The organism is Pseudomonas sp. 18173, assembly GCF_050432945.1.
Taxonomy (GTDB): Bacteria; Pseudomonadota; Gammaproteobacteria; order Pseudomonadales; family Pseudomonadaceae; genus Aquipseudomonas.
Window position 1 is genome coordinate 32,387 of record NZ_JBKFTN010000014.1, and the last position, 23,161, is coordinate 55,547.

17 protein-coding genes are annotated in these 23,161 nt (G+C 60.0%); 5 read left to right on the plus strand and 12 right to left on the minus strand.

From position 1 onward, the window contains the following. Positions 1-56 precede the first annotated feature (56 nt). The 11 genes from ACLD1X_RS16805 to ACLD1X_RS16855 form a co-directional block, all read right to left on the minus strand. On the minus strand, positions 57-2,423 hold the full coding sequence (locus ACLD1X_RS16805; protein WP_429369491.1) for a tetratricopeptide repeat protein: 2,367 nt from the start codon (positions 2,421-2,423) through the stop codon (positions 57-59). Positions 2,424-2,664: 241 nt separating this feature from the next. Beyond that, a complete protein-coding gene (locus ACLD1X_RS16810; RefSeq protein ID WP_429369493.1) occupies positions 2,665-5,178 on the minus strand; it encodes a fused MFS/spermidine synthase in 2,514 nt (837 codons plus the stop codon). A gap of 194 nt (positions 5,179-5,372) precedes the next feature. Next, complete coding sequence (locus tag ACLD1X_RS16815) at positions 5,373-6,947, minus strand: arylsulfatase (protein WP_429369495.1); 1,575 nt, start codon at positions 6,945-6,947, stop codon at positions 5,373-5,375. Positions 6,948-7,019: 72 nt separating this feature from the next. After that, positions 7,020-8,048 (minus strand): HAD family hydrolase, encoded by a 1,029-nt coding sequence (locus tag ACLD1X_RS16820; protein WP_429369497.1) that lies wholly within the window; start codon positions 8,046-8,048, stop codon positions 7,020-7,022. Continuing rightward, positions 8,045-9,463 (minus strand): hypothetical protein, encoded by a 1,419-nt coding sequence (locus ACLD1X_RS16825; protein WP_429369499.1) that lies wholly within the window; start codon positions 9,461-9,463, stop codon positions 8,045-8,047. Before ACLD1X_RS16825 ends, ACLD1X_RS16820 begins: the two co-directional genes overlap by 4 nt. Further along, entirely contained in the window at positions 9,460-11,040 is a 1,581-nt protein-coding gene (locus ACLD1X_RS16830) for a VWA domain-containing protein (protein WP_429369501.1), read from the minus strand. Before ACLD1X_RS16830 ends, ACLD1X_RS16825 begins: the two co-directional genes overlap by 4 nt. A 1-nt stretch (position 11,041) precedes the next feature. Continuing rightward, the gene (locus ACLD1X_RS16835) at positions 11,042-12,034 is read right to left on the minus strand and encodes a vWA domain-containing protein (protein WP_429369503.1); all 993 of its coding nucleotides are present in this window, start codon (positions 12,032-12,034) and stop codon (positions 11,042-11,044) included. Continuing rightward, positions 12,021-12,599 carry a DUF4381 domain-containing protein gene (locus ACLD1X_RS16840; protein WP_429369505.1) on the minus strand — a complete coding sequence of 193 codons (579 nt, stop codon included), beginning with the start codon at positions 12,597-12,599 and terminating at the stop codon, positions 12,021-12,023. Before ACLD1X_RS16840 ends, ACLD1X_RS16835 begins: the two co-directional genes overlap by 14 nt. Continuing rightward, a complete protein-coding gene (locus tag ACLD1X_RS16845) occupies positions 12,596-13,531 on the minus strand; it encodes a DUF58 domain-containing protein (RefSeq protein WP_429369507.1) in 936 nt (311 codons plus the stop codon). Before ACLD1X_RS16845 ends, ACLD1X_RS16840 begins: the two co-directional genes overlap by 4 nt. Then, the gene (locus ACLD1X_RS16850) at positions 13,528-14,508 is read right to left on the minus strand and encodes an AAA family ATPase (RefSeq protein ID WP_429369509.1); all 981 of its coding nucleotides are present in this window, start codon (positions 14,506-14,508) and stop codon (positions 13,528-13,530) included. The genes ACLD1X_RS16845 and ACLD1X_RS16850 overlap by 4 nt, the downstream gene beginning before the upstream one ends. Before the next feature lie 93 nt (positions 14,509-14,601). After that, positions 14,602-15,549, minus strand: a complete 948-nt coding sequence (locus tag ACLD1X_RS16855; protein ID WP_429369511.1) for a SphA family protein — start codon at positions 15,547-15,549, stop codon at positions 14,602-14,604. Positions 15,550-16,218: 669 nt separating this feature from the next. On the opposite strand from ACLD1X_RS16855, the gene ACLD1X_RS16860 reads away from it, so the two are divergent. The 4 genes from ACLD1X_RS16860 to ACLD1X_RS16875 all read left to right on the plus strand — a co-directional run bounded on the left by ACLD1X_RS16860 (position 16,219) and on the right by ACLD1X_RS16875 (position 21,797). Beyond that, entirely contained in the window at positions 16,219-18,762 is a 2,544-nt protein-coding gene (locus ACLD1X_RS16860) for an S-type pyocin domain-containing protein (RefSeq protein ID WP_429369513.1), read from the plus strand. After that, positions 18,759-19,235 carry a DUF6392 family protein gene (locus ACLD1X_RS16865; RefSeq protein ID WP_429369515.1) on the plus strand — a complete coding sequence of 159 codons (477 nt, stop codon included), beginning with the start codon at positions 18,759-18,761 and terminating at the stop codon, positions 19,233-19,235. Before ACLD1X_RS16860 ends, ACLD1X_RS16865 begins: the two co-directional genes overlap by 4 nt. 345 nt (positions 19,236-19,580) lie before the next feature. Further along, on the plus strand, positions 19,581-20,057 hold the full coding sequence (locus ACLD1X_RS16870; RefSeq protein WP_429369517.1) for a DUF6392 family protein: 477 nt from the start codon (positions 19,581-19,583) through the stop codon (positions 20,055-20,057). Between the two features lie 222 nt (positions 20,058-20,279). Further along, positions 20,280-21,797: a bacteriocin immunity protein gene (locus tag ACLD1X_RS16875; RefSeq protein WP_429369519.1), complete on the plus strand. Its 1,518-nt coding sequence runs from the start codon at positions 20,280-20,282 to the stop codon at positions 21,795-21,797. Here the strand turns inward: ACLD1X_RS16875 and ACLD1X_RS16880 are convergent. After that, positions 21,739-22,164, minus strand: coding sequence for a YciI family protein (locus ACLD1X_RS16880; protein WP_429369521.1), 426 nt, complete (start codon positions 22,162-22,164; stop codon positions 21,739-21,741). The two genes, ACLD1X_RS16875 and ACLD1X_RS16880, sit on opposite strands and share 59 nt — an antisense overlap. Positions 22,165-22,570: 406 nt before the next feature. On the opposite strand from ACLD1X_RS16880, the gene tpx reads away from it, so the two are divergent. Then, entirely contained in the window at positions 22,571-23,071 is a 501-nt protein-coding gene (tpx, locus tag ACLD1X_RS16885) for a thiol peroxidase (protein ID WP_429369523.1), read from the plus strand. Positions 23,072-23,161 lie beyond the last annotated feature (90 nt).

Genomic DNA, 23,161 nt, shown 5'->3' on the forward strand with positions numbered 1-23,161 from the left:
GATGTTGAAGATCAGTCCCTCATCGAGAGCAAGCTCGTTCCTGCAGCAATCTCCCGTCACTTCAGCGCCGGGTCCCCCATGTTCATTTTCTTCCAGCCCTGCAACAGCACTTGCGCCTTGGGTTCCTGGCCGCTGTCGAGGTAGTACTGGATCAGCGACAGCCGTGCATTGCGGTTGGCCGGTTGCTCTATCAACAGCCGTTCCAGTTCTGCGCACGCTTGGTCAATCTTGCCGCTGTCATGCAGGGCCACCGCCAGTACATAGCCGAACTGCCCGCTCTGCGGTTCCAGTTGCGCGGCCTTGCGCAGGTATGGCATGGCTTGCGCGGCCTGGCCCGCACGAATCAATGCCAGGCCCTGGGTGTGTTGCAGCAGGCCTGAACCGGGGTGGTCCTTGAGGCTTTGCGCCAGCAGGGCGTGGCCTTCCTGGCTGCGTCCGTTGGCCTCCAGCCATTGCACCAGGGTGACCAGCGCCGGGAGGAAATCCGGATCGCGTTGCAGGGCTGTGCGTAGCAATCCTTCGACTTCTGCATTGCGGCCGCTGGCCTGGTACAGCATCGCCAGATTGAGGTTGGCTTCGGCGCGTTCGAGCAGGTTTTTCTGTACGGTCTCGTATTCGGTGATGGCGGCATTCCAGCTGTCCTGGGCCGTGCCCAGGCCGTTGCGCGCCACACTGAGCAGGTCCCGGGCGGCGGCAATGCGCACGGCTTTCACCGGGTCGCTCAACAATGGTGTCAGCAGCGGCGCGCGTTCCCCTGGCGGCAGGAATGCGCTGAGCGCGCGTATGGCGCTCTCGCGTACTTGAGGCGCCGGGTTGTTCAGGTCCCTGGTGGCCAGTTTCAATGCCTGTTCGCTCGGATACAGCGACAATTCGCCGAGCAGTGTCGCGCGCTGGATCGCCGGCAGGTTGCTGCGTTGCAGTTGCTCGAACAACGCCTGCGCCGCACCGGCTTGACCGGTGCGAATCAGCCACAGGTTTTCGTCGTAGCGAGGAGCTTGAACGGCGCTGGCGTTGGCGGTGTTCCACAGCTTGAACTGCTCGGTGACCTTGTCGCCCGTCTTGCCCTGATGGCAGGTCAGGCAGGCATCAGGCGTGCCGAGTTTTTTCGCCCGCTCGGGGTTGGGAATGCTGAAACTGTGGTCATGCCGAAAGTCGTTGCCCATGTAGAACTTGCCGGGCATGTGGCAATCCACGCACTGCGAACCCGGTTGGCCCATGGTGTGGCGGGTGTGTTCGACGGAATCGTAGTTCTTCGCTTGCAGGCCCTTGCCGTCGACGCCTTCCACCGTCGTCTTGCCGGCGGTGTTGTGGCATTGCAGGCAAACGCCGTTGCCAGGTGCCTTCAACGCTGTGCTATGGGGGTTGTGGCAGTTGCTGCAGCGCACACCCTTGTCGAACATTTTGCTCTGGGCGAAGGAACCGTGCTCGAACACCTCGTCCTTGATCTTGCCGTCCAGCGCGTACAACTCACGGGTCAGGGTGCTTGGCAGGTAGTCATCCATCAGGCGTTTGCCGACGGTGAATCCGTCCCCCAGCGGCGCGCGGCGCGAGTGGCAGCGGGCACAGGTTTCGATTTCGACGGTGGCGTTCTTGTCCTTGAGATCGACGGCAAATCCGGCATGGACCAGATCGCCTTTCTTCGCTGTCCATTCCAGGTGGTTGGAGGCCGGACCGTGGCAGGCCTGGCAACCGACGCCGAGGCTGTTCCATTGACTGTCGAAGGTGTTTTTCGTCGCGTCGAAATTGCGCTTGTAGCCGGTGGTATGGCATTCGACGCACATGAAGTTGGCGTTCTGGCTCGGTTTGCTCCAGTGCAGCGGGTCCTTGAAGGTCACGCCCTGGCCCGGATAGAGGTGAAACCAGCGCTGCTTCTCGGTATCCCAGGCCACGCCCAGGGCTTGCAAGCGACCATCGCCTATTTCGATCAGGTATTGCTGCAAGGGGGCGATGCCAAAGGTGTAGGCGACTTTGAAATCCGCGTTTTTACCGTCGATGCCGGGGGTGTTGACCCAGAAGCCGTCGTCCTTGCGCGAGAAACGGGTGGTTTCGTTTTCCGCCTTGAAGGTGACGTTGTTGAAGTCGCCCAGCATTGTTTCGGCGTTGGCCTCCTGCATCGCCAATTGGTGATGGGAGCCTTGCCAGTCCTTGACCTGCGCACTGTGGCAGCCCTGGCACTGTTGCTCGTCGACCATTTCCGCCGGTGCCATGGCAACCGGTTGGGGTTGTGGTTTGGCCGGTTGAACGACGGGTGCAGTCGCCGGCGCGTAGGGCACGGGGGCTGGCTTGCTGCTGAACAAAAACCAGCCGATGCCCACGACCGCCAGCAGCAGGATGCCGATGGTGACGGGGAACAGATAACGGTTGATCAGGGTCGGTTGCGAATCAGGGTCTGGGCTTGCAGCTTTGTTTTTATGGTTCGGCATTACGACTTCCATGGTCCATGTGCGATTGCCTTGCGGCGCGCGTTGAAGCTCGATGCAGCTTTGCCGGATGGCGGGTGTGTGTCAAATGGCATTGTTTCGAAGCTGATGACCCCTTCGCGGGCAAGTCGGATCGCCGCACCGCCGCTCCCACAGGTTCGGTGTCGATCACAACATTTGGGCTCTACACAAACCCTGTGGGAGCGGCGGTGCGGCGATCCGACTTGCCCGCGATGGCGTCAAATCATTCCCCGCCAAACCACCGGAAGTACGGATTCCCGCCATCCCCGCGCATGACCTCACGCATGTCCCTGGCCCAGGCCTCACGGTCGCCATCATAGGCATGCAGGCTCGCCCGGTAGAACTGCATCAGGCGTTGCTGGTGCGTGTTCATCCTTTCGATGAACGCGGGGTCGGCATTCACCAGCGGCGGGGCGATGTGCAAGTCCAGCAGCGCCGGCAGTACCCGGGTGATCTCCCTGGCCCGCACCCAGGGTGCGTATTCGATGCGCGGTTGATCGTCGGTCACCGGTTGTGCGTCTGCGGCGAAGCGTTCCAGGCCGTTGCGATCGGTTACCCAGGTCGCGAGCAGCGCTGCGGCCGAGCCAACGCCGACATCCTGCAAGGTGCTGCGAACCGTGTCCTGCTGGAAGCGTTGGCTGATTTTTGCCGCGTCCAGTTCGATCGGTTCGAGCGAGCCCACCAGCAGCATCTCGTGGAACTCGCTGGTCCACACGCTGGCGTAGGGGAAGGCATCGAGGAAACTGCGCACCAGCGAGCGCGAATCGTCGATGTTTTGCGTAGGTAGTGGCAGCCACTGGGCGACCAGGCCCTGTTTCTGCAAGCGACTGGCCGCCAATTGGTAGAAGTCCCGGGAATACAGGTTGACCACGCCGGCGGCGGAGGGCGGCGGCGGTTCGAGGGTGATCAGGTCGTAGCGTTGCGGGTTGCGCAGCAGTTCCTGGCGGCCGTCGCGCAGGCGCACGTCTACGCCGGGATCGGTGGCGGCATTGAAGTTGCCCTTGAACAGCGGCGCGGCCTTGACCACCGAGGGCAGCAGTTCGGCGACCACGCGATGCTCCAGGCCCGGATAGCGGGTCAGGGCGCCGGCCGTGATGCCGGTGCCAAAACCGATCACCAGCGCCGAGCGCGGTTCACCGTTGTGTATCAACAGCGGCAGGAGCGCCTGAATCCGCATGTAACGCAGCGAAGGCATGGCATCGCCGGTATTCGATACGCCCTGAATGTACAAGCGCTGGAATGCCTTCTGCCCCTTGCCTTGGGTGACCACGGCGACGGTGCCGCCACGTCCTTCCTCGTAGAAGGCCAGGGTGCCGTTGCGCGCGCCGGGCAGCAGGCTGGCCAGTTTGTCCAGCGGCGTCAGCAGTGCCACGGCCACCGACAACAGGCCGACCGCGATGACGCCTTGACGGCGTCCTTTCTTGACCCCATGGCCCTTGCGCACCGCCAGGTAGCCAATTCCGGCAGCGATGATCGCCAGCAGCCCCAACGTACGCACCAGCCCCAGCAGCGGGATGAGCACGAAGCCGCAGAGCATCACGCCAATGATCCCGCCCAGGGTATTGAACGCCACGACTTCACCGACATTGCGCCCCACATGGTCACGACCGACGCACAAGCGCAGGGCCACGGGAAACGCTGCGCCAAGCAACAGGGTCGGCACAAACACGATGCTCAACGCTGCCACGGCGAAGCGTGCACTCATGCCGAGCAACTCACTGGAACCCAGCGACAGTACCCATGCTTCAACCACGCTCTGGGCAAACACCAGCCAGCGCCCGAGCACAGCGATTTCCAGCAGGGCGATCAAGCCGGCACCGGCAATCAGCAAACCGAACACACCCCAGGGATCGCGCAGGCGATCGACCCGACGGGCGAGCAGGGCGCTGCCGAGAAACAGCCCGGTCAGATAGGTCGCCAGCACCACGGCGAAGGCATAGGTGCGGGTGCTCATGAACTGTACGATCGATTGCGACCAGACCACTTCGTAACCGAGGGCCACGCCACCGGCAATCGAATACAGCCACAGCGCCAGGCGATCCGGTGCTTTGTCGGCATGGTGCTTGACCGGTGCATCGCCCGCAGGCGAACGACGGCGCTGGAACCACAGGGCGCCAGCGGCGGCCAGCAGGTTGAGCATGGCGGCGGCCAGGGCACTGCCGCGCACACCGAAAGTGGCAATCAGCACGAACCCGGCGAGCAGGGTGCCGGCGATGGCCCCGGCAGTGTTCGCGGCGTACAGCTGTCCTCCGGCCTTGCCCAGGTGTTGCGGATCAGAGGCCAGGGAGCGAACCAGCACTGGCAAGGTGCCGCCCATCAGCAGCGCCGGAACGCCGACCAGGGTGAATGGCAACACCCAGGCCAGCAGGCCGATCTGTTGTTCCAGCCAGGCAAACGGGCCGGCCGCCAGGCTCATGGCGAAAGTCGCGCCAACCCCCAGCACCGCCACCAACACTTCCAGCCCGGCGTACAGCAGCACCGGCTGTTGCAAGCGGTCCGCCCAGCGACCGAAGAGCAACCCGCCCAGGGCCAGCCCGGCAAAAAACGCGCTGATACCGGTCGTGATGGCGTACACCTCGACGCCCACTACCAGAGACAACTGCTTGATCCACAGCACCTGGTACACCAGCGCCGCGGCACCGGAGACGAACAGCAGCAGGGCGGGGATCAACAGCGCCGGGGAGGCGACGTGGTGGACAGGTATGGCCGACGACTTGCTGGCGACACGTGAGGTCATTGCGGATTGCCTTGTTCCGGTTCGAAAACATGTGTGACTGCACTGGCCTCATCGCGGGCAAGCCCGCTCCCACAGGGATTTGTGGCGCATCAACACTTACTGTGGGAGCGGGCTTGCCCGCGATTGAGGCCGATGCGGTCTCAAGTCAAAAAAAGGGCCGCTCGCCGACGAGGGCGAGCGGCGGTCAAGCGGTCTTACTTGGCGGTTTTCATTTTTTCCTCGATTTTCTTGTCAACCTCACTTTGTATCTGGTCGATGCTGAAGCTCGCCGGACGTTGGCTAGGCGGGTAATCGACGAAGGTTTGCAAGAAGCCCGCGGCCTTTTGGGTGGCTTGCATCAGCAAGTAGTCATTCTTGGTCAGCCAATCATAGTATTGGTCAGACACGACGTCGGCACGCTCGTACGGGTCCATTCTCAGGTTGAAGAGCTTGGGTACACGCAGGCAGGTAAAGGGTTCGCTCCACACCTTCAGACCGCCTGGTGCACGCTGCTCGCAATAGACGATCTTCCAGTCGCCCATCCGCATATTCACCAGCTGACCATCATCGCTGAAATAATAGAACTCGTTACGCGCACTCTTGTCGGCCTTGCCAGTCAGGTAGTCCAGCTGGTTGTAACCGTCCAGGTGCACCTTGAAGTTCTTCCCGCCAACGTCGGCCCCCTTGAGCAGGCGATCCTTGATATCGGTATCGCCGACAGCTGCCAACAGGGTCGGGAACCAGTCCAGCCCGGAGAACATCTGGTTAGACACTTCGCCAGGTTTGACATGTCCTGGCCAGCGGATCATCGCCGGTACCCGGAAAGCCCCTTCCCAGTTCGAGTTCTTCTCGTTGCGGAACGGCGTGGTCGCCGCATCCGGCCAGGACCATTGGTTCGGGCCGTTGTCGGTGGTGTAGACCACGATGGTGTTGTCGGTGATCTTCAGGTCATCGAGTGTCTTGAGCAACTTGCCCACGTCGCCGTCATGCTCAAGCATGCCGTCGGCATAGTCGTTGCCGGGCATGCCACTCTGGCCTTGCATGGATTCACGTATATGAGTGAAGGCATGCATGCGGGTGGTGTTCATCCAGACGAAGAACGGTTTGTCCGCCTTGGCCTGTTTCTCGATGAATGCCTGGGCGGCCGCCGTGGTTTCGTCGTCGATGGTTTCCATGCGTTTTTTGGTCAACGCACCGGTGTCTTCGATCTTGCCGTCGGCAAAACTGTGGATCACGCCGCGGGGAGTGGCCGCCTTGAGAAATGCGGGGTCATCCTTGGGCCAATACGGACGCTCCGGCTCTTCCTCGGCATTGAGGTGGTAGAGGTTGCCGAAAAATTCGTCAAAGCCGTGGTTGGTGGGCAGGTATTCGTCCTTGTCGCCCAAGTGGTTCTTGCCGAATTGACCCGTTGCGTAGCCCTTGGCCTTGAGCGCCTGGGCAATGGTCACGTCCCTGGCCTGCAAGCCCACCGGTACGCCCGGCATGCCGACTTTGGACAGGCCGGTGCGCAATGCGGACTGGCCGGTAATGAAGGTCGAGCGCCCCGCCGTGCAACTGTTCTCCGCGTAGTAATCGGTGAACATCATGCCTTCTTTGGCGATGCGGTCGATGTTGGGGGTCTTGTAGCCGACCACGCCGAAAGAGTAGGCGCTGATGTTGGTCTGGCCGATGTCGTCGCCGAAGATAACAAGGATGTTGGGTTTATCGGCGGCCCCGGCAGTCGCCGAAAACGCCATCACCGAAGCCGCCAGCAATGCCGCCTTCGGTAACCATTTGCGTATGCCAGTCATATGACTTGCTCCTTTTGCTCGCTTGCGTCGCGTGCTGCGACAATCGTTCGTTGCTGTCCTGCCTAACGCTTTTTACTGCACTTGCTCGGTGGTGGTTGCATCGAAGGGGTAGATCCGGCGCCACTCGGCAGCCATGTCCACGACGGTCCAGCCACGCTTGTTCGCTTCATCCAGGGCCTTGTCCAGGCGGCCGATCTGTGACTGGCGGTCATAGGCCCATTCGCGTTTGGCGTCGGTGTGATGCACCAGGCCCATGAATCGCTTGCCCGCCCCTGCGGCTGTCCACTGCAGCATTTGCAGGTCGCCGTCAGAGTTGCCGAAGGCCAGGATCGGCCGACGCCCGATCACCGCTTCAATGCTGACCGGCTTGCCCGGCCCGTCATCGTTGTGCGCCAGTTTTGGCGTACGGATGATCGACGCCTTGCCATCCTTGTATTCAAAAGAGGTGACAAACGTCGTGCCGATGACCTGCTCGGGCGGAACGCCGTAGACCTTCTCGGCGAAGGCGCGCATGAACCCGGTTTCACCGCCGGAAACGATGTAGGTCTTGAAGTCCTGGCTGCGCAGGTAATCGAGCATTTCCAGCATCGGCTGGAAGATCATTTCGGTGTAGGGCTTGCCGGTTTTCGGATGGCGGGCCTGGGCCAGCCAGGTTTTGGCGTAGTCGTCGAAGGCTTCGGTGGTCATGCCGGTATGGGTGGCGGCGAAGATCTTCAGGAGGCCGTCCATGCCGGTGGCGGCCAGTGCCTTGTGATCGTTTTCCAGCACGGCCTGGAACGGCTGGGTGGTTTTCCATTCCGGGTGCTGCGCCTGGTTGCGCTTGACCTCATCGAGGGAGAACAGCAACTCGAAGTACATCGGCTGCTCGCTCCACAAGGTGCCGTCGTTGTCGAACACGGCGATGCGGTCTTCGGGTTTGACGAAGTCCTTGCTGCCTTGATCGGTCACGGCCTGGACGAACTCGATGATGTTCTTTTTCGACGGCCCCTCATTCCACGATGGCAGCGGCTCGGCGGCCTGGGCCAACAGCGGCAGGCTCAGGACCAGGGTCAGCAATAGTTTCAACCCGTGGTGTTGACGCATCGATATCGGGCTCGTCATGGGAAATCCTTCTCGTGAACGGGGTTCAAGGGGCGTAGCGTGGGAGCGACTGATTCTCTGTTGTGTTCGACCTGACTATGCAGCGTAGTCAAGGATTGCCTGAGTTGTAGCAATGCCTGGTCTTTGCTTGGCTCACGGCCGTAACAAGCGCGTAACAGTGCTTGCAGGCGCGTGCCGAGGCCGGTCAGTTGCAGGCCTTTGCGACTGCGCCGGGTCCACAGGTACAGAGCGCTCAGCTGCGGTGGCTGGCCTTCGAGCTGGGGCGGGATCTGCTGCCAGGCATAGTCAGCCGATTGCAGCCAGGCGGCGCGTTTTGCCTGGCGTCGGGCCTGCCAGCTCAAGTAGGCGCGATGGACGAACGGGCGGGCAAACCACACCAGCAGCACCGAGCCCAGTAACAGGGTCGCCAGGCCAAACCCGTATCGCGAAAGGTGCAGGCGGCTTTGCTGACCGAGCTTTTTCAGGTCTTCGCTGATGGAAAATACCGGCTGATAAGTGCTGTTGGCCACGGCGTCGAAATCCACGGCGGGCACTTGAGCGGTACGTGTCTGTTGACTGCCCGCGTCCCACCATTTCAGCTCGATAGCCGGCAGGGTGTGATGGCCCTGTGCGTCGATGCGGTAGGTGACCGTGTCGATACGCTGGCCGCCGGTAAAGTGGCCGCGACCATCGTCCAGCGTGCTGACCTGCGGGTTTTTCAGGTAACGGCTCAGGCCGCTGACGTCGCCCAGTGCTGGTGTTGGCAATGACATGGCCAGGGCGCCGTCGGCTTGCAGGGTCAGTTGGCGGGTGAGGCTGTCGCCGACTTTCAGCGGTGTCGCAGAGTTGGTGACTTTCTGGGTGAAACGCAGCCCCTGGGCGACGAGCACCGGTTCACCGGGCTGGAACCCCGGCGGTTGCGTCACGACAAAATGTACGGGCAGGCTTTGCCCGCTGAGTTCGCTGCTGGCTTGGCCGGGCGTGGCGCGAACGGTCAGGGCCGGGATGTCGAACGCCTGCGCTGCATTCGGGGTGATGAGATAGCTGTAGCGCATGCCGCTGAAGGATTTGCCGTCGAGGGTCTGGTTCAGGTGTTCGGCATGGCCGTCCGGTGGCATCACCAGCGCGCCCGACAATTTGAGGTCGGGCAGGGTGGGGGCGCTGGTGAACCAGGTGTCGGTGAGGACGTCGAGTTGCAGCTCGACAAGGCTGCCGACCATGACCTGGCCGGCGGGTTGCAGGGTGACCTGGACTCGCAGCTCGGGTTCGGCGGCGAGGGTGCAGGTGGAGATTAAAACAAGGAGCAGAGTGCCGAGCTTTGTGGTGATTGATCTGGCGTCTTCGCGAGCAAGCCCGCTCCCACAGGATGTACACAGTTCAACTGTGGGAGCGGGCTTGCTCGCGAAGGCCGTGACGCGGTCTGTCAGGCTGATCATGGTTGACCTCCCGCCCGATCCTGCAAACTGAACTTCTGCTTGAGGAATTTCGCCGGCGATGTGCTCAGGTTCTGCAACCACTGTTCATCCGACGCTGCCTGTTCGGTCTGCAGCGCTTTGCTCTGGCCCTTGCCCGGTGCCTTGTCCATCTTGATGTCGTCGGGCTTGGTTTCCGGGGCGTTCTGTTCGGCGCTTTCGGTGTCTTTCTGCAAGGCGATGGCCAGGGCCAGGTTGGCTGTGGCTTCAGGGAACTGCGGTTGCAGCTTCAGCGCCTGGGTGTAGGCGGCGATGGCCTGGTCGAACTTGAAGCGGCGCACGTAGATGTTGCCCAGATAGAAATACGCCTCGGGCGTTTGCAGCCTCGCGAAGCTGGCCAGCGCCAGGTCGAAATCGGCAGCGTTGTAGGCGGCGATGCCTTTCCAGTAAGGGTCGGCAAAATGCGCGGCGGCCTGCGGGAAGTGCCCATGCTCGAAGGCCCAGCGGCCTTGCTGGTCCGGGGTGAAAAAGGCATCGGTCAGCGCATTGGCTCGGGCCGGTGCCGGTTGCAATCCAAGGCCCACCGCGAGCAGTAAAGCGCCCATCCAGTTCAGGCTCCAGCCCTTGCGCACGCTGAAAAATGCGAGCAGCAACAGCGGCCAGCACAGCCAGTAGCCGGCGTCTTTCCAGTGCAATTCGCGCTGTTCGTCGCTGGTCGTCTGAAAATGCTGTTGAGCGTGCAGTTCGACCCAATCGAGGTCGTCGTCATTGAGCGTCAGGCTGCCCAGGGGGGCGTCCAGCGTTGACCCAAGCTGTTTGAGCGCGGCCGGATCAAAACTGCCCAATGCCGGACGGCCGTTGCTGTCGGTGCGCGGCTGGCCGCTGGCATCGCGGATGATGCCGCCGTCCTCGCTGCCGACTGCCAGGATCAGCACTTGCAGGTTGCTGTCGGCCAGTCGCTGTTCCAGGCCGGCGAGTGTCGTGGTATCGGCGCCGTCGGTGATCAGCAACAGGCTGCCGGGGGATTTTTCAGCGGCAAGCATGCGTTTGGCCTGATCGATGACCGCTCCGACATCTTTCCCCGGCTTGCCGATCAAGTCGGTGCCCAGGGCCTGGATGAAGGTGTCGAGCAACGCCGGATCGTCGGTGGGCGGCAGCACCAGATGGGCACTGCCGGCGTAGGCAATCAGCCCATTGCGCGCACCGCTGCGGCGCTGGATCAGGTCATGCAATTTGTGTTTGGCCGCTTCCAGTCGACTGGGTTGGACATCCGTGGCGTCCATCGAAGGCGACAAATCAACGGCAATGATCAGTGGTGCGCGGTTTTCCAGAAAGTCCGGTCGATCCTGTTCCCAGGTCGGCCCGGCGGCGGCCAGTGCGCCAAGCAGCAACAGCGCGCAAACCAGATGCACCGGGCGCAGCCAATGCGGGTCTTGTGGGGTCACCAGCAGGTGCGGCAACAAGTGCCCGGCGATATTGCTGCGCAACCGCCGTTGCAGGTCGCGGCTGCGGCGCCAGATCAATGGCAGCAGGGTGGCGAAGGGCAGCAGCAATAGCCAGAGCGGGCGCAGGAAATGAAAGTCGCTGAGGTTGATCTCCATTTCAAACCTCCTGCCGCTGGCGTGCGAGGGACAGGCGAGGGCGCAGCAGGGCGCACAGGTGGTAGAGCACAAGCACGACAAGCGCCGCGCCCAGCGGCCACCAGAACAGATCCCGTTCGGGCTGATGGCTGAGGGTGTTCACTTGATGCGGGGTGAGTGCATCGAGGGTGTTGTAGACCTGATCCAGTGCCGTGCGGTCTTCGGCACGGAAGAACCTGCCGCCGGTGGCCTCGGCGATCTGTTGCAGGCTCTGCAGATTGACCCTGGCTTCGCCGGAGGCCTCCGGGTCGCCAATGCCGATAGTGTGAATCACCACACCCTTGGCCGCCGCCATGGCCGCCGCGTGATCCGGTGTGATTGCGCTACTGGTGTCGTTGCCGTCGGTGAGCAGTATCACCACTTTCTCTTGTTCGTGAGCCTGCTCGAGCAGCTTCAGGCTCAAACCGATGGCATCGCCAATCGCCGTGTTGGGCCCGGCCATGCCGATGCCGGTGTCGTCCAGCAACAGCGCCAAGCTGGCATGGTCGAGGGTCAACGGCGCCTGCGGATAGGCGCCGCTGCCGAACACGATCAGGCCCAGGCGATCGTCCTTGCGCTTGTCGATAAAGCCGTGGACCACCTGCTTGACCGCCGCCAGGCGATTGATCTTCTGGCCACTGGCGTCAGTGAAGTCGGTGGTTTCCATGGACTGGGACAGGTCAATGGCCAGCAACAGGTCACGCACCGGTTGCTGGCGTTCAATGGGTTTTTCCACGTACACAGGTCGCGCAGCCGCCAGCAGCAACAGCGCCCAGACCAGCAGGCTCAACCACAATTGCCAATGGTTGCTGCCGGCACCAGCCTGGCTCGGTGCCTGACCGACGGCGCGGCTCATCGCCCCGAAAAACGGCACGCGCACCGCACTGCGGGCCTCGCGATAGTCGGGCAGGTAGCGATAACCGAGCCATGGCAACGGCAGCAGCAGTAACAGCCAGGGGTAATCAAACTGCCACATGGTGATGCTCCACCCAGTGTTTGCAGGTCTGGAACAGGTGCTGGCGGTGTTCGTTGGGCAGGGCTTGCAGCGTTTCGTCCGGGGCGTAGGCCAGCAGTGCCAACTGCTGGCTGAAGTCGTTGGGTAACGGGTGTTCGGTGTGCGCTTGCAGAAAATCTTGCCAGTCCTTCCCGCCCAGCGCGGTAGCCTGTGGGAGCGAGCCAGCTCGCGAAAGCAGAGTGTCAGTCACCTCCTTTGTTGAATGTCGAGCCGCCTTCGCGAGCAGGCTCGCTCCCACAGGGGGCTTGGCTGGCATCGAGATAGCGACCCGCTTCAGGAGTTCTGGAAGTTCGCGCAACGCATTCAGGTCACCGCTGCGCTGCTGCAACTGCGCCAGCCTTGCCAGCGCTTCGCGCCGGTAGCGATCACGCCGCCACTGCCAATAGCGTCGGGCGGCGACGATCATCGACGTCATCACCAGCAAACCGAGCAGCAGCCACCAGCCCCAGGTCTGCGGTGCATAACTGACGGGCGCCGGTAGCGCCATCTCCTTGAGCTGTTCGATGCTCGGGATGTTCGGGTTCATCGCTGTGCTCCCGCCCGCTTGCCCAACTCGGCCCGAAGCTGTTCATGGGCTGGCGTGGCGGTGCTGAACATCATCAACGGCACCTGACTGCGTCGCAGCAACGTGGCAACGTCCTTGAGCCGGCCGCTGAGAAAATCGCCCAATGGCTGGTGCACCTGACGACGCTCCACGGCCAGCTCCACCTGCAGCTGTCCCTGAGTGATCAACAGCCGACCATTTTTCGGCAGGTTCAGCGCCAGGGGGTCGTAGACCTGCATGGCGATCACGTCATTGTGTGCCGCCAACTGCCGCATCAACTGCAAGGTGCGTTCCCCGGCACCGGCGAAGTCGCTGATGATGCAGATCAGGTGATCGTGCCCCGCCAGGGCCAGGCAACGTTGCAAGACCTTGTCGAGCTGGTCTTCGCCCTCGGCGTCGGGGTTGGCTGCGTTCAGCTCCCGGTTCTGCTCGACGATGCGGCTGTACAGCGCCTCGATCCGCTTGCGGCTGCGCAACGGGGCCACGCTGTCGATACGCTGGTCGTTGAACACCAGCCCGCCCACCCGGTCACCGGCGTTGAACACCATCCACGCCGCGAGAGCGCCGAGTTCGGCGGCGACCGCGGATTTGAAGCTGCGTTGCGAGCCGAAGAACATCGACATGCGCTGATCCACGAGTATCAGCGCCGGGCGGTCGCGCTCTTCGGTGAAGGTGCGCACCACCGGTTTGCCGGCGCGCAGGGAGGCGCGCCAATCGAGGTGGCGCAGATCGTCCCCTGGCTGGTAGCGCCGCAGTTCGTCGAAGTTCAAGCCACGACCGCGCAGGCGCGAAGCATGGTTGCCGGCGAGGATGCTGCCTTGAGGCTGGCGCGCGAGAAAACTCAGGTCACGGGCCTTGAACTCCAGGGCCATCAACTGCGCCAGGGAGACGTAGACCAGGCCGTCGTCGCTCATGCTGGTATGGCCACTTTGTCCAGCAGGCGGTCGAGCACCTGATCGGCCGTCACGCCGTCGGCCACCGCGTCATAGCTCAATTGCAGGCGATGGCGCAGCACGGGATGGACCACGGCCCGCACGTTGTCCGGCGACACGAAATCCTGGCCCTGCAACCAGGCATCGGCCCGCGCGCACCGGTCCAGGCCGATGCCGCCCCGTGGGCTGGCGCCCAAAGCGATCCAGCGACCGAGATCGGCGTCGTAGTCGGCCGGGTGGCGCGTGGCGTTGATCAGGTCGATCAGGTAGCGGTCGATGGCTGGAGAGACATGCACGGCGCTGACTTCACGGCGTGCGGCGAAGATCACGTCCTGGGCCAATGCAAAGCCCGGAACGGCCGAGGTGTTGGTGCCGAGCGCCTGTTCCTCTTCTCGCAACAGGCGCAGTACCTGGCTTTCGTTGTCTGCACTCGGGTAGTCCAGCAGCACCTTCATCAGGAAACGGTCCATCTGCGCTTCCGGCAGCGGGTAAGTGCCTTCCTGCTCGATGGGGTTCTGGGTCGCGACCACGATAAACAGTGGCGGCAGCGCGTGACTGTTGCCGGCCACGGTGATCTGCCGTTCCTCCATGGCTTCGAGCAGCGCTGCCTGGACCTTGGCCGGGGCGCGGTTGATTTCGTCGGCCAGAATCAGGTTGCCGAACAGCGGCCCGGGCTGGAAACGGATCTCATTTTTGCCCTCGACCTGGTGCAGCACCTCGGCGCCGGTGATGTCCGACGGCAACAGGTCCGGGGTGAACTGGATGCGGCTCATTTTCGCGTCCAGATGCCTGGACAGCGCCTTGACCGTGCGAGTCTTCGCCAGCCCCGGCAAGCTCTCCAGCAGCAGGTGCCCGTTGGCCAGCAGGCCCAGGAGAATTTGCCGGATCACCTGGTCCTGGCCGAGCACCGCTTCGGCGATGCTGGCTTGCAGGGCATTGAGGTCACTGAGTGCGGTCATGGGATACCCCTCGCTCTAAACATGGAGGTCGCAATGACCGGAATGAATGACAAATGGAAGTCGGCAGGGGCAATCGCCATCCGTGGCTTCCTCTCAGAAAAACGCCAGTGTCATGTTGATGCTGAAACCGTTGCCTTCAGGACGGTTCTTGGTGTCGAACTCCGGTATCCAGCGCGCGCTCAGGTTGGCCTGGGCGTCGGCAAATTTGCCGCTCCAGCCCACCGCGGGGCCGGCGCCGACGGAGCGTCCGCGAAAGCCGCTGTTGGCGCCGCTTCCCGAGTCATCGGTGACCTGCTGGATGTAACCGGCTGCCATGCCGGCGTTCCAGCCATTGCCGAAACCGTGGGTCCAGAGTGCATCGAGGGTGAAAATGTTGCCGTTGCGATAATCCGTTTCGTTGTTTTCGGTATAGAACTCAAGACTGCTCATCAAGGTGAACTCGCCACCCTTGCCGTCCAGGTGCGAGAACGCCACGGTGGGCATGAAGGTGTAGTTGTTCTGCCCGGGGTTGGCCAGGCGATCGACGTTGTAGGCGCCGGTCGGCACGTAGATCGGCAGTGAAAACGAAATGTGGTTGAGTTCATCGAAGTGGTAGCCGGCGGCAATCGGTGTCACCAGGATGTCGGCGAATTGGGTGCCGGTGTCCTCGGTGCCCAGCGTCCTGCCACGGGGGCCGGTGATGCTCGCGGTCACGTCGGTGTACTGCACTGGCACGCCGATGGCTGACGCGTAGTTCCAGTCTCCCGGGCCCGTATCCCAGACATGGGTGAAGTTGGCGATGGTGTAGGAAACCTTCATGCCCACGCCTGTGCTCAAGTCGCCCCCGATCGGCACCTGTACGTTGCCCTTGAGGTCGCCGTCGTACCAGAAACTGGTCAACGACATCACCCAGCCGGGTGCCGGCGGCACTACCCCGGCATTGGAGAACACCTGCAAGCCGGTAATCGGCCGGCCGACACCACCTTCGGCGGCCAGTGCAAAGGGGGTGGCCCCGACCATGCACAGCGCCAACAGGGGGCGCACTACGTAAGGCCTGATCATGACTGACTCCGTTTATTGTCTTGTGGCAACAGGCCTCAATAGCGACTTGTTCCATTGGCCGTTGGCGGCTTTCGGTTTGGGCTCGACGAACTTGTAATGTACCCGGCCGTTTTTTTGCGGTTCGCTAAAGGCGTTGACGCTATTGGGCGCAGATTGCCAGGCGTAGTCACCACCCGATCGGAGTGGGGCGTCTTTGGGGCGGATACTCGGAGTACCTGGAGGGTGCCGGGAGTCGTGCGGGTGATTGCCTGTATTGGCCGTGCAGGCCGAAACAACAGGCGCAACCGAAGTCGCCAGAAAAGCGGCGTGCATCCTCTACTGTTCAACATGATTCCCCCTGTTCCCTGGTGGCTCCTTCTGGGCGACTCGGCACTTGGCAGCCGTTACGGCGTAATCCCTTTCTTATCAAGCCTGTAGGACACATCTGAAGACCCTAGCAGCTAACTACCGTTTAGCCAGTCTAAGGGGCGGATTCTTTGGTTTTGTGTGCAAGTTGGCATGCAGTATGTGTACTACAAAGTTAGTTCGACAAACGTCGCAAAGCCTTTCATTGATTTAATCCATACAGAGGAAGTACAGATTTCGGAAACCATGCCAGGCCTATAAATATGTACCGCACCTGACCATCGCACCCTCGACATGCTGTGCCCTACAGACAAGGAGAACTGTATGGCACAACACATATTCAACGATGGATCGTCAGGAAGCGTAGTCATCAGGTCCGGGCCGCCCGCCTCTGGCGGTGGTTCGGGTGGCGGATGGGGTGGTGGCGCAGGTAATCGGGTCGGCGCGTCAGGCAATTTTGGCGGCCTTAGCGCCAAGAAAAAAAATGCCAGGAAAAGGGCGCTTCAGCAACACAGAGCAGAAGTGGCACAGGCCGAAGCAGATGACGCCGCTGCGGCGCGGGAACAGGCCCGGATTCAGACGCGGCAGCAACACCTCGCAGCGCTGGGGCAGCGTCATGGCACCGTGAGGGCTGAGCTTGACCGCAGCTTTGCTGCAAGGATCACGCAAGACACGCAAGCACTCGAGCGGGAAATCCAGGCGGTACGCAAACCCTACGCAATGGATGTGCCGGTTGAGCGCTGGATCCTTTACTCCGTCAGTAAGGACAAAAGCGAAATCGACGGATTGATTGCGCACAAAACCGCACAGCTCAATGAAAAAAATGCCACCGCTCTATCCTTCGACGGGCTCGATCCATTAACACGCTCTTTAAATGATTACCTGCTGCGGCTGGAGCAGTTCGGCGAAGCCTTGGGACATGGCCACCAGCTCTGGGAAAACGCTTATAACGCCGCCCATGAAGCGAGCCTGCTAAGAGCCCAACTCAATGCGCTCAACGAAAAATCCAATGCGCTGGCCCGCGACCATGCCATTGGGGTTCAGCGGCTGGCGGCGTGGGAAAAGCAGCGTCAGTTCGTGGAGCAGCGTGAGGCGCGTGTTCGTTTCAAGCAATTGTCCGACGCCGACGCGCGGATCGAGCGGGCCAGACAGGCCAATACCCTCCATATTCCCGCCACGGCGTCGATGGCTGCCGCATCGGTGCTTTTCAATCCCAATGGGGTGTGGATTGCCGGAGCGGCAGATGGATTGGCGTTGGCCGTGTCGCGATCGCTGGTCGAAGTGGGCAGCGTCCTGGGTACGCTCACCGTTGGTCAAGCTGCGATATTTATCGCGGGAATGACCTATCCCTCCGAGTTGGGTAACGGCGAGTTGACGCCCGAACAACGGGCTCGTTTGTTCCACGCCGTTGCAGTCCCGGCGCAGGCGCTGGATCTGTACGACAGGCACGAGTTGCAAACCGCTGCGGACGCGGGCGGCACGGTAGAGCTGGAGCAACGGCTCAAACCCGTCGCCGTACCGCAAGGCACTGCGATCGTCGTTGTCCCTACCGGAGGCGAGATAGATTCCCGGGTTGCGGTGGTGAATGCCGCCCTCGACCCCCTCACCGGCCTCTACAGCGCCGAGATCCCGGGTTCACCGGCCAGGCATTTGCAGTTCGCGCCAGAGGCCATGCCGCAGGCGGTGACACCCGTTCAGGCGCCATTGACGGTGACCGAGCCGCAGATTCAGGACATCCCGGCCGGCGTCGATTTGCGCATCCACGATTGCATTGTCTGCGTGCCGGGGTTGCCGCCAACGTACGTATCTTTCAGCGTGCCACCCCTGGGTACGGGCACCGTAAGCGGGACGGGGCAACCGGCGCCGGTCGATTGGTGGAAAGCGGCCACCCAGGCCAGCGGCGTAGCCATCCCGACCCAGGTCGGTGACCAGTTTCGCGGACGCGAATTCAAGTCGTTCGCCGCCTTTGACGAGGCGCTGTGGCGGACCCTGGGTGAACACCCATCGCTCACCAGCCAATTCGATGAGGTGAACAAAACCCGTATCGAACAAGGCTTCGCCCCCTACGCGCCGAAAAACACCTGGGTGGGTGAAAACCGTGAATTCGAACTGCGTTACAAGGAACGGGCGGATTTCTGGTCCGATCCTTTCAACCTCGATCAGATCAGCATCAAGACACCAAACAGTGCCGGGGGGTGGCTGGGGATCGAACCTGCAGTGGTGCCCTGGCCGATCCCGCCTGCCTCTTCCTGGAAACCCTTGGTGCCACCGGGCAGCGAACACCTTGGGTCGACGACGCTACCCGGCACACCAGTGTCCCCGGCGGTATATCCCGGCAACCCGGCCATCCCGGTCCTGCCGCATAACGAGACGTTTCCGGCTGTTGACGAGGGGGAGATTGGTGCGAGTATTCCTGGGTTTCCGAGAGATGGGGATCTACCTTCGCCCGGACTGGTTTTCGTTGGTCCGCCGGTTGAGCCATTGGAGGTAGGGCCGTATAACGAGCTGAGTGGGCGGAGTAGGGGGGATGGGTTGGATATTGATCATATTCCTTCTAGGAAGGCACTAGATCTGTATATCAGACACAGATTTCCAGAGTTTGACTCGCACGAGCGAGCAGTTTTTTTGAAGAGGGCTCCAAGTATTGCAATTCCCTCTGAGGTTCATCGGAGGTTCAGCGAAACCTATGGTGGGCGGAACCATGTATCCAAGCAATTGGAAGATGCAGATGATCTGCGTTTAGCGGTGGATAGAAACGTTGGTGCGGTCAAAGCAGGCTTACTTGAACAAGGACTAGGTGAGAGCGAAATCGAAGCGGCTCGCTTGAAGTTGCACAAACTACACATTGAACAAGGGTGGTACCAATGAACGCGGAAAAAATAGAAAGCTGGATACTTAATTTGGGCTTGAGTTCTGATGAGTTGATAGCGCGAGGCGTTGTTTTTAATGAAGAGCCGCAGGCGTTGTATCCAGAAGCAGATTTATTGGATCTTGATCTTGAAGTTGGTGTGAGCCTCTCATTTTGGGCGGAATCCAATCGGCTGGAAACGCTGTTTATAACACTGAAAAAAACAATGCCGGGAATCCTCGAATACAAAGGAGATCTTCCACTACCGTACACTCTGGATATGACGCAGGCCGACGTCCAAGCGATTTTTGGCAATCCAATGGATTCAAGAGGTCCCATAAAAATGCCTCACCCAATGGGACAGACAGGAGGGTGGGAGTCTTATCTACTGGATCAAAATATTTATCCAGGTAAAAAAGTTGTTTTTCAATACACGGCCGAAATGAAAGTCAAAACGCTGGTTTTTACGTTGGTCGACAAAGGTCGTGAGTAAGTAATTGGTTTGTTGGGTAGTGCTATATATGCGGTCGTTGAAGAGTGAACGGTTGCATGTTGAATAATGACGTCCCCACTTGCGAAGCCATATATCGTTACTCGTTCTTAATCGTGCGCCGAGCGTTACAATTCCTGCGAAAGTCCACCAAAAATTCAGTGAGACTTATGGAGGACGAAACTCTAAGCAGAAGCGCGTTGAAGATTCCTCTGATATTTTCAGTGCAATTGAAAGTAATGTTTCAGCAATAGAGGATGGGTTGTTGGCAGAAGGTGTTTCGGAAGCTGAAATTGAAAGAGTCCTTGAGCAGTTACATTCGTTAAGCAGAGAGCAGGGGTGGTACTGATGAGCGCAGTGATGATCGAGCGATGGATCGCAGGGCTTGGTAAGTCTTACGAAGCGTTAGTTTCTGAGGGAGTTGTTTCACGTCAGGCTCTTCAGCAACTTTACGAAGGTAGAAATTGGCTTGATATTGAACCGATTTCAGGTGTGGAACTTAGCTTCTGGGCTGAAACGAGTCGGCTGGAAAAGGTTTTTGTCACGCTAGTGGAGACAATGCCTGGAATCATTGTGTATGGAAGTGATTTGCCAATGCCATATATGTCGATGAAGACCCAGTCTGACGTGCATGCGCTCTTCGGCAAACCAATGGAATCCAGAGGCCCAATCAAAATGCCTCAGCCGATGGGCCAGACGGGCGGATGGGAGTCCTACCCCCTGGATCCTGCTGTTTACCCAGGCAAGAAGGTTGTCTTTCAATACACCGCGGCAATGGAAGTTAAGACGCTGGTCTTTACGTTGATTGATAAAGGGCACGATTAAAGTGTTTGTATAAAGCAAGGTTGCATGTTCAGTTGTCCAAGGTGGAATGGCTAACAACCATTGATAATTATCGGTCAGTGTATAACACAGTTTTTTCACAAAAAACCGAACTCAACACCTAGAGGCTGATTTCAGTAATTGAAAGGCACCTGCTCTTCACTTAGTGGGCAGGTGTCACAGTTTTTCAGCTGTACGTCCAGTAAAAACAAGGAAAAACCCAAGATGGAACTTAAAGCCACACTCCAGGATTACACACAGTCGGAATTCCAGGCACTGGTCAACATAATCTGGGCCGTTGGTTTACCCAAGCAGGACCATGACCGGCTGATCGAACATTTCGACCGAATTTCCGGACATCCCAAAGGCGCGGATTTGTTGTTTTATCCTGACGACATGGTCAACGCCAACTCCGCGGGATCAGTTGTGCATCACATAAGGAACTGGCATCACGGGAAAGGTAGGGCCGCGTTCAAACAAGAGGCGATTCCCGCGCCCGTTTCCGCGCCATCGACACCCATGACACCTCTTGCGCGCAGCCTTGCGCAAGTAAAAAAAATCGCTGCAGACGTGGCGATCTCGGATAGGGACGTTGAAACTGCAGTCGGCCTGTTCGAACAGGGGATCCAGCAACTGCAAGGCCAGCTGACAACCGACGCAGGTATTGCCGCACAAACGCAAACCATCCTCGCACTTGAACAAACTCAGAATGCCGCGCTCATCGCCGTCAGGAAGCTGGGCTTCTGGAAAATGAAAGTGGAATTCGCCAAGAGCGATGCTCAGCGTAACCTGACCTATGCACGGTCCGATCAAGCGCAGTGGCTCAGTGTCCTTGAGCAAGTCAAGGCAACGCAAGAACACTACCTCAGGCGATTGGAGGCATTGACGCAGCGTAATCTTTTCTTGAGTCACCAGGCAGAAGCGTTGTTGATCAGGGCGCAGAACCAACTGGTTCGTAGCCGTAACCTGGCGAAGGTCGGCAATACGATCACCGCGTCATTGGCCTATGCCCACAAGCGCCCCGAAGTTTTGCTGGAAAGTGGTCCATCGCATCTGTCATTGAGTCTACAGATCGACTTGCAGAAATCGATTCGCTCTGCGGTTGCCGAGTTTATCTGGAGGAACCTTTCAAGCGAACCAACCGGTGAAAGCCAGTGCGCCGCTGTTCTGCGGTTCGACTTTTCCAGTCGCGCCGATAGTCAGGTCTACGCTCTCAGCGTTCCCTTGGTCGAACTCATGCCACTTGAAGGGCAGGATTGGCTGTCGTTGGCGACGTGTCGGGCGCAGGTCGAGCTTCCTTTCAGAATGGGCACGACAGTCGTGCCCGCCAAACCTGGAGCGATGTTCCAAGGTGCGCGCGAGGTGAAATCACTGGCGCAGGTGTACATCGCTCCGGCCGCCGGCGATAGCGTCAGAGTGAGATCGGTGCGGCACGACCAGCAATCGAACACATTCAGTTTCACCACAGATGGTGCCGCCCCGATCACCCTTTGCTGGTCTGCCCCGGCCACTCTCGAAACCACTGCGCCCGCAGCCCAATCCTCGTCGCGCCGCTTGGGTTTTTTGCAATCTTTGCCTGTACCGTTGATCGAGCCCATGGCCGGTGATGCTGATGCAGCCAGGTACGACGATTACATCCTGGTTTTCCCTGCAGACTCAGGACTTGATCCCTTGTACGTGACACTCAGCACTTTTTCGCTTTCCCGAACGCTCGCTCTTCCTGCTCACGCAGTTCCGGGGTGAGCTCGGCGCCAAAATCTTCCATTTCAAATACCTGGCGAATCTCGATCTCGGCTTCGGTGCCGGGCATCGGGTTGGGGCAGCGCTTGACCCATTCGATGGCTTCTTCTTTTGACTTCACCTGCCATAACCAGAAGCCGGCGATCAATTCCTTGGTCTCAATGAAGGGGCCGTCGATGACGGTGCGCTTGTCACCCGAGAATCGCACGCGGGCACCTTTGCTGCTCGGCTGCAGGCCGTCGCCGGAGAGGAGAATGCCGGCCTTGGCCAGTTCTTCGTTGTAATTGCCCATGGCCGTCAGCAGTTCCTGGCTGGGCATGACGCCGGCTTCTGAGTCCTGGCTGGCCTTGATGATGATCATGAATCGCATGTTGTCGTCTCCATTGCAGTTGAGTGGTTCGATTTATAGTCGAACGACGGTGGAGCAATTCGACAGAGTGTTAACAAAAGTTTTCGTCGATGACCTGTCGTGTGCCTTTCGTCATGAACATCGGGTAGCAGCGGGTGAGGGGGGTACGCTGGTTTGTGATCACTCACGAAACATATGACCCCTGTGGGAGCGAGCTTGCTCGCGATGGCGGTGGATCAATCGGCATGCATGCTGGGCTTGCTGCTGTCATCGCGGGCAAGCCCGCACCCACGGATTTGTGGGTTGTATCCAGTTTTGTGTCCTGTTGCATGACAATTTATGTTTGACCATAGGTCGTCGGACAATTTCGTGGTTAACTTCGGCCTCGTCAAAATTCTCTACAACAACGTTCAGAAGGACTCCGTTCATGGCTCAAGTCACTCTCAAAGGCAATCCGGTTCAAGTCAACGGCCAACTGCCACAAGCCGGTTCCAAGGCGCCAGCCTTTTCCCTGGTTGCCGGCAATCTGTCCGACGTCACCCTGAAAGACTTTGCCGGCAAGCGCAAAGTGCTGAACATCTTCCCAAGCATCGACACCCCGACCTGCGCCACCTCCGTGCGCCAGTTCAACGCCAAGGCCAATGAAGTCGCCAATACCGTTGTACTGTGCATCTCGGCTGACCTGCCGTTCGCCCAGGCGCGTTTCTGCGGTGCCGAAGGCCTGGAAAACGTACAGAACCTGTCGACCCTGCGCGGTGCCGAGTTCATCCAGAACTACGGCGTGGCTATCGCTGAAGGCCCGCTCAAGGGCCTGACCGCCCGTGCCGTGGTCGTACTGGACGAAAACGACAACGTGCTGCACAGCGAACTGGTTGGCGAAATCGCTGACGAGCCGAACTATGAAGCGGCACTTGCCGTTCTGAAGTAAGTAAGCAGCTTTACAATTGTTAACACCCCGCTGTCAAAAATGCTGTTCATTTAAAGACTTGTAGGAGCGAGCTTGCTCGCGATGGAGTTA